The sequence below is a fragment of the Bacillus sp. AFS018417 genome (genome assembly GCF_002560985.1).
In the GTDB taxonomy this organism is placed as follows: domain Bacteria; phylum Bacillota; class Bacilli; order Bacillales; family Bacillaceae_G; genus Bacillus_A; species Bacillus_A rhizoplanae.
Genome location: NZ_NTTM01000102.1, coordinates 1 through 6,111 on the forward strand (window position 1 = coordinate 1; position 6,111 = coordinate 6,111).

Below are 6,111 nucleotides of genomic sequence, written 5' to 3' on the forward strand. Positions count from 1 at the left end.
AACTTTGCAACAGAACCGAACCAAGTAAGTAATTATGATTGCTTCTTAATTATTTTTTCTACAATACTCTCTTTTATGTATTTTAAAAAGAGTGCCTTACATTTTCAGGCACTCTTTTTAATTGATAACAATTCATTTCGGTAAACTTTTAATTAATTCCTCCATTATTATTTTAGGCTCTAATTTTTCTAATCCATAAACCAACGCTTTTTTATCATTTTGAAAACAATTAACAAGATGATAAAAATGGACAGGCCCTAAATCTTTGGGTCTATCCGAAATATTTACATTCTAAATTCTTAATTTTAAATTTAGTAATTGTTGTAACAGAGTTGGTATTCTTCTATGTGAAATATTCTAATTTTGCATTGGGAAAGAACTTTTCCATATAAGAATAAAGATAATTTTTTATATCTTCTTCTTCTTCTTTTTGATAAATGTATTTTCCAATTCCGTATTTTCCCCATTTATATCTTCTTTTCTCTTCATCTAATTCCAATTTTGTCATTGGGTAATTTTTTTCAATCACTCTCTTAGCAGGCTTTGTAAAACGATGTTGAATAAATTCAAACGTGATATCATCACGTGCATCAGGGGGTAATTCAGCATTAAGACGCTCAAACATCTGATAGTATCCATCTTTCCAACCTTCATGAAGATAAATAGGAGCAACAATGAATCCGAGGGGATATCCTGCTCTGGCTACTTTTCCAGCTGCCTCAATCCTTTTAGCTAGTGGAGAAGTTCCTGGCTCAAAATTTTTAATAACATAATCAGCGTTTACACTAAAACGAAATCTTGTTTTTCCGTTATGTTTTGCATCAAGTAAATGATCTACATGATGAAATTTTGTAACAAACCTCAATTTTCCATAATCGGATTCTCCAAAATGTTCAATTGCGCGTTTGAGGGTATGAGTCAAATGATCAATTCCCACAATATCGGATGTACAGGAAGCTTCAAACCTTGTTAGTTCAGGTGCGCGTTCCTCTATATATTTGTCAGCAGCTTCTAGAATTTCGTCGACATTTACATAGGTACGGATATATGGCTTACTTCCCATTGTTGTTTGTAAATAGCAATAATGACAATGGCCCATACAGCCTGTTGCAAACGGAATAGCATACTCTGCTGAAGGCTTTGAGGTATCAAATTTTAGTGTTTTTCTAACGCCCACGACAAGAGTAGATTTTGCTACCCGATACTTTTGAAAATCGTTTTCTCCTGGGAGATCTCTCACTTGATTATGAGAAGTAGTATGCCGAATTTCAACATCCATCTTTGCAAATTTTTCATGAAGCTCTCTCCCTAATGGATAATCCAATGCTTTGGGTTCAAAGTATACCAGTTTAGGCATGAATGGATTATTCATTCTAGCATCCCCTCTGAAGCATCCCCATAATAGTAGTTGTAAGCTTGGTTTGCCTCTTCTTCTGTAGAATAAACAGCCATTTCATGTGAAAGTGGATAATAAGTTTCATAAAGAAATAATGCTAATTCATTAGGAGTATTAGGGTTATTTACAACAGCTGCGGCTTGTATATTTGCTACATCCTGAGTGTGAGGATTGCGATAAAAAACATAGACAATATCTCCAGCATGATAAGTTTTGCTTTCGTTAGACAATTCCATTCGATCACCTTTTTTTATAAAATTTACTGCATAAAGTTTTTCATTAATAAAATTTTCCCTTTAGGGTTCAGAATTATGTCATCTTTATTATGGAAAAATTAAATGGAGTTAATTAAATTTGTAGAAGATAATATTTTTAGGGAATTAATACTATTACTTCTTATCAGAGGGGACCAGTGCTATTCTAACAAATTTATTTTTAAAAAAAGTGAAATCATTATTTGTGTTGCGTGCCTAACCCATATAAATAATACAAATTTTATGTTATTTTTCGATTTGCAGTAGTTGTTCTTCGTTAAAACAAAATGGGAATTCTGGATGTTTTTCTGCTTCTTTCTTTGTTCCTATAAAAAATTGCGAATATTCCGGTTCTGGTGCAAAAACTTAAGGACAATTGCAATGAATCTATAAATGGCCCAGTACCAGCGTAGCTGCGTTTAGGGGCAAAGTAGCCTGTTTTGTAACATAAACGTTCATTTTTGTTACATGAAGTATTTAAAAACAGTAAATTCTATAACCCTTATATTCGCTATAACAAAATACTGTATCAAAAATAATTTGTAACATTATTCATTTAGCACCTTTTTGTTACTGAAAAACATGTGTATATTAAGCTTTTTTTCTACTTTGCCTCTGGTTACAGCAACGCTGGTACTGGGCCATATAAGTAATTGGATATTTATAGTAAGATGAAGGTGAATGAGAGAAGAATTTATGGAGGTTACTCTATGGACTACAATCTATTTAGAACTTTACCAGAAATACCAAATCCTAAGTACATTGTATTTAGTGATTTTGATGAAACGTACTTTCCTCACCAATTAACCGCCGAACGAAAAAGTCAAATACAAGCATTAGAACAGACTATCGTAGAAAAAAGTAGGGTTTCTGGTTTACTTTTTGGCTTGGTAACAGGTAGTAACATTGAGGCTGTTCTTGAAAAAATGAAGAGGGGTGGATTTCAGTATCTTCCTCATTTTATTGCAAGTGATTTGGGAACAGAAATTCATTATTTCAACAAATTAAAACAAGGTGAAATTGATAAAGAATGGCTTAGCAGGTTTGATAATGGCAATTACCATCCCGATAAAATAAAAGAGATAGTTGATTTGTTAGCTTCTAAAAATATTGCTTTAGATAGCCAATCACAGATGGGTGCATCAAAATACAAAAGCAATTACTACTATTTCAGCAAGAATGAAAAGGACGATCAATTAAACCTTAACCATATTAGACAAGTTGCTAGTGATTTTAAAATTAGTATAAACATCAATCAATGTAATCCTTTGGCTGGAGACCCAGAGAATGCATATGATATTGATTTTATCCCTTTAGGGACTGGAAAAGACGAGATTGTGAGATATATATTAGCAAAATTTAAGATAGACCGACAAAATGCAATTGCCTTCGGTGATAGTGGTAATGACTTGAAAATGTTACAGGCTGTAAAATTCGGTTATTTACTTGAGAATGCTACAAGTGAGGCAAAAAATGGACATGAGCGTTTAACCATAGGTTCTTATTCAGAAGGGATACTTAACACCATTAAAGAACTAGTTGTGTAGTAGTGATTGGAACCATTTTTTATAAGTTTTTAAATTAAATGGTCTTTGTTTGTGAAACAAACGGATGCTAATGTTAAATAAACAAGATACATTGACTTCCGCTTTCGCGAACTATGTAAAGTAAACTATACAAATTAAACAATCTGACAAGTAAAGATGGAGGTATAGGAATTGTACGAGCAGATTTTAAAGGCATGGAAGAATACCTTAGAAAGAGTACAAGAAACAGAAGGAGAAACATTTTTTTTAGTTCAATCAGCGGCTGCAATTGAAGAAGTTATAGCAGTTGAAAAGAAATTAGGAATTACTTTGCCATCCAGTTTTAGAGACACTCTCCTCACATTTTCTAAACGTGTAGAGGTCGGATGGTCATTTTCTGATGGCGTCATGTTACCAAAAAAATTTAATGATATATTCTCAGGTGAGATAACATGGAATCTTCATGAGCTTACTCTTACATTAGATGAGGGAGGGACTCCTGATAAGCTTATCTTCCATTATGCCCCTAATGGTGACTACTGGGCATTAGACATTAGTTTAAATACCAATGATTGCTCAGTTGTATATTGGGATCATGAGGAAGATACAGTAACACAATTAGCTGATACTTTTATGATGTTTTTACACAGTATTACTGATTTGTATCTCGTCGGTTCTGAGATCTGGCAAATGAGGTATTTTCTAAATAAAAGAGGGCTCGATTCATCAAGTACTAAGGCTAAACAATGGAAAAAGTGGTTCGTAGAATTTAAAACTGTTCAAGGTACAGATTTTTATAATGACTTAGACAAGCTTATTATTTATATCCTACATTTTCGCAAGTTAGGGAGACAGGAACTTAAAGCTTTATCCGCTTTTGATAAAGAAGTTCTCTTTCAAAAACTTCTTAGCAAAATACAGAAAAGCCATGTAGCAGACCAAAGGTTATTATGTCTAGCCATTGGAGAGGTTTTGAAAGAAGATGTTCAGGAATGGGTTTTATCTCTTTGGAAAAATCCTAGTAAAATACCTTCCGATATGCGCTCCTATCTGACTTCGAGATGTCTACCTAAAGAGCAAGGTCTTGCATTAGCATTAGGATATGTGGAAAATTCTAATCTTGCTGCATATGAAATCAATGATTGTTTAAAGTATTTTCGCTCTAATGAAGTAATTCAATGGATGATAATTCATGCTAAATTGCCATATGAAGGTTGGGATTATCTATTTGCATATTCTAAGCCAACTTGGGAGGATATTAAAACTTGGATGCATCTTGAAAAGAGGCATATGGTTATCGTTATTAATGCTCTAGGCACAATGCTGTTTTTGAGTGAAGAATCTGATGTAGGACTAGGCTATGAGGGGGAACCAATAAAGATTTTTGGTATGCCTAATCGTGAAGAAGTTATTAGGATATTAAATGAGTTTAAAGAAACAGGAAAATTAAAGATGAGACATTATGTTATTGAAGAATTTATAGAGAATATAGATAAATTTTACTAAGTGAACGGGATTGACTACCGATAACAGGAATTACGTGAACATGAATACCCTCCAGGTTGCTTACTGGAGGGTATTTTTGTAGACTCCTAGATACATTGAATTCTGATAATGTTACGTTATGTTAACCGAGCATGAATAAGGTATACATTTCACATTTTATCTATCTTACTTAATGGTAACTGTCATACAATGAAGATAATATTAGGAAATTGTGAGGATGATTACGTTGAAAAAATTTGTAATTAGTTATGCTGCAAGTCTGCTTATTTTTAATATCATATGGTTCTTAATACCATATATTTCTGATCCTAGTTATTCTTCCCAGAATGATTTGGATTTGCCTAACATAGTTGGATTCACTATAATTCTCACCATATATGGTAGTATACTAAATCTTGTACCTTGCCTAATTGGAGAAGTATTATACAGGAACATAAAACAATGTAGGGAGTTTCGATTTGGAATTCCTGTATTTATAGGACTAGCTATTATCTATATACTTATACTCTTTCTTCTTAAAAATCCATATTCTTCTAGTTTGGTTACACCTATTATTATGGGTTCCTTAGCTTTTTATTTAGTACGTAGAAAAATATAATTAACTTCTAATAACGAATTTTATGTAAACACAATTACCCCTTATCTTTTAGATAGGAGTAATTGTGTTTTTTTAATCGGAAAAATCAGAAAATTCTTTACATTGAAAGCGGTTTCTTATATGATTATGGTGGGTTGGATGGCACGAGTGGCTATCAGGGTATCTGGCGTAGGTGGGGCCGATACTACGGACAGACTAGAAATATTGTTTTTTTTACTATTATGAAACTCTATATATATTATAAAGAAGAGTGGAAAAGGAACTGACTCATGATCTTATGAGTCAGTTCCTTTTCTGTTTTGCTACCGATAAGTGAGATTATGGTAACTAAAACAAGCACCTAGCCTTATCTAATTTAAATAAAGTTAGGTGCTATTTTTATTACGAACGTTTCGTTTAATAAGCTCCAAAATTCCTTTTGAGAGGAAAATAATACTTACTACCCAAGTGATTCCTGATAAGGCTAATTGAAGTGAATTCTCCTCTGATGCCATAGGGTAGTTAGAAAAGTTAGGTCCGATTAGAAGATTTATCAGAAGAGATAAACTTAAAGCAAGGGTTAAGAAGTGTGCAATAAACCAGATGATATTTTTTTCTTTGTACTTAATGAGCCAATAAATTAGAAGTATTAAAGAAACTATAATTACAAGACAGGAACCTGTAACTAAATATCCTCTAACCTCTTGTTCTAATGGCATATACATATTAATCACTCATTTCATCTAAGCGTCTATATTTATTTTTAGTATGGATCATTATTACTTTGGATAGTCCTCCGAATAATATGAATTACTTCGAATCAGTTGTATATTAGGCCCAGTACCAGCGTTG

The 6,111-nt window shown here is 32.8% G+C and carries 6 protein-coding genes; 3 read left to right on the forward strand and 3 right to left on the reverse strand.

The genetic code is table 11. From position 1 onward, the window contains the following. Window positions 1-343 precede the first annotated feature (343 nt). Both splB and CN326_RS23375 read right to left on the reverse strand, forming a co-directional pair. Complete coding sequence (gene splB, locus CN326_RS23370; RefSeq protein ID WP_098311333.1) at window positions 344-1,372, reverse strand: spore photoproduct lyase; 1,029 nt, start codon at window positions 1,370-1,372, stop codon at window positions 344-346. Next, a complete protein-coding gene (locus CN326_RS23375) occupies window positions 1,369-1,632 on the reverse strand; it encodes a transcriptional regulator SplA domain-containing protein (protein ID WP_018767748.1) in 264 nt (87 codons plus the stop codon). The genes splB and CN326_RS23375 overlap by 4 nt, the downstream gene beginning before the upstream one ends. 728 nt (window positions 1,633-2,360) lie before the next feature. Here CN326_RS23375 and CN326_RS23380 point away from each other — a divergent pair. The 3 genes from CN326_RS23380 (at window position 2,361) to CN326_RS25305 (ending at window position 5,280) form a co-directional block, all read left to right on the forward strand. Next, window positions 2,361-3,197: an HAD-IIB family hydrolase gene (locus tag CN326_RS23380; RefSeq protein WP_097837881.1), complete on the forward strand. Its 837-nt coding sequence runs from the start codon at window positions 2,361-2,363 to the stop codon at window positions 3,195-3,197. A 171-nt stretch (window positions 3,198-3,368) separates the two neighbouring features. Beyond that, window positions 3,369-4,682 carry an SMI1/KNR4 family protein gene (locus tag CN326_RS23385; RefSeq protein ID WP_098311334.1) on the forward strand — a complete coding sequence of 438 codons (1,314 nt, stop codon included), beginning with the start codon at window positions 3,369-3,371 and terminating at the stop codon, window positions 4,680-4,682. Window positions 4,683-4,899: 217 nt separating this feature from the next. Continuing rightward, complete coding sequence (locus tag CN326_RS25305) at window positions 4,900-5,280, forward strand: hypothetical protein (protein WP_098311335.1); 381 nt, start codon at window positions 4,900-4,902, stop codon at window positions 5,278-5,280. 365 nt (window positions 5,281-5,645) lie between these two features. On the opposite strand, the gene CN326_RS23395 is transcribed toward CN326_RS25305, so the two are convergent. Beyond that, the gene (locus CN326_RS23395) at window positions 5,646-5,984 is read right to left on the reverse strand and encodes a hypothetical protein (protein WP_255258201.1); all 339 of its coding nucleotides are present in this window, start codon (window positions 5,982-5,984) and stop codon (window positions 5,646-5,648) included. Window positions 5,985-6,111: the final 127 nt, after the last annotated feature.

Coding starts and splice junctions, on each gene's coding strand:
- splB (WP_098311333.1), bottom strand. CDS start 1,372: ATGAATAATCCATTCATGCCTAAACTGGTATACTTTGAACCCAAAGCA.
- CN326_RS23375 (WP_018767748.1), bottom strand. CDS start 1,632: ATGGAATTGTCTAACGAAAGCAAAACTTATCATGCTGGAGATATTGTC.
- CN326_RS23380 (WP_097837881.1), top strand. CDS start 2,361: ATGGACTACAATCTATTTAGAACTTTACCAGAAATACCAAATCCTAAG.
- CN326_RS25305 (WP_098311335.1), top strand. CDS start 4,900: ATGATTACGTTGAAAAAATTTGTAATTAGTTATGCTGCAAGTCTGCTT.
- CN326_RS23395 (WP_255258201.1), bottom strand. CDS start 5,984: ATGTATATGCCATTAGAACAAGAGGTTAGAGGATATTTAGTTACAGGT.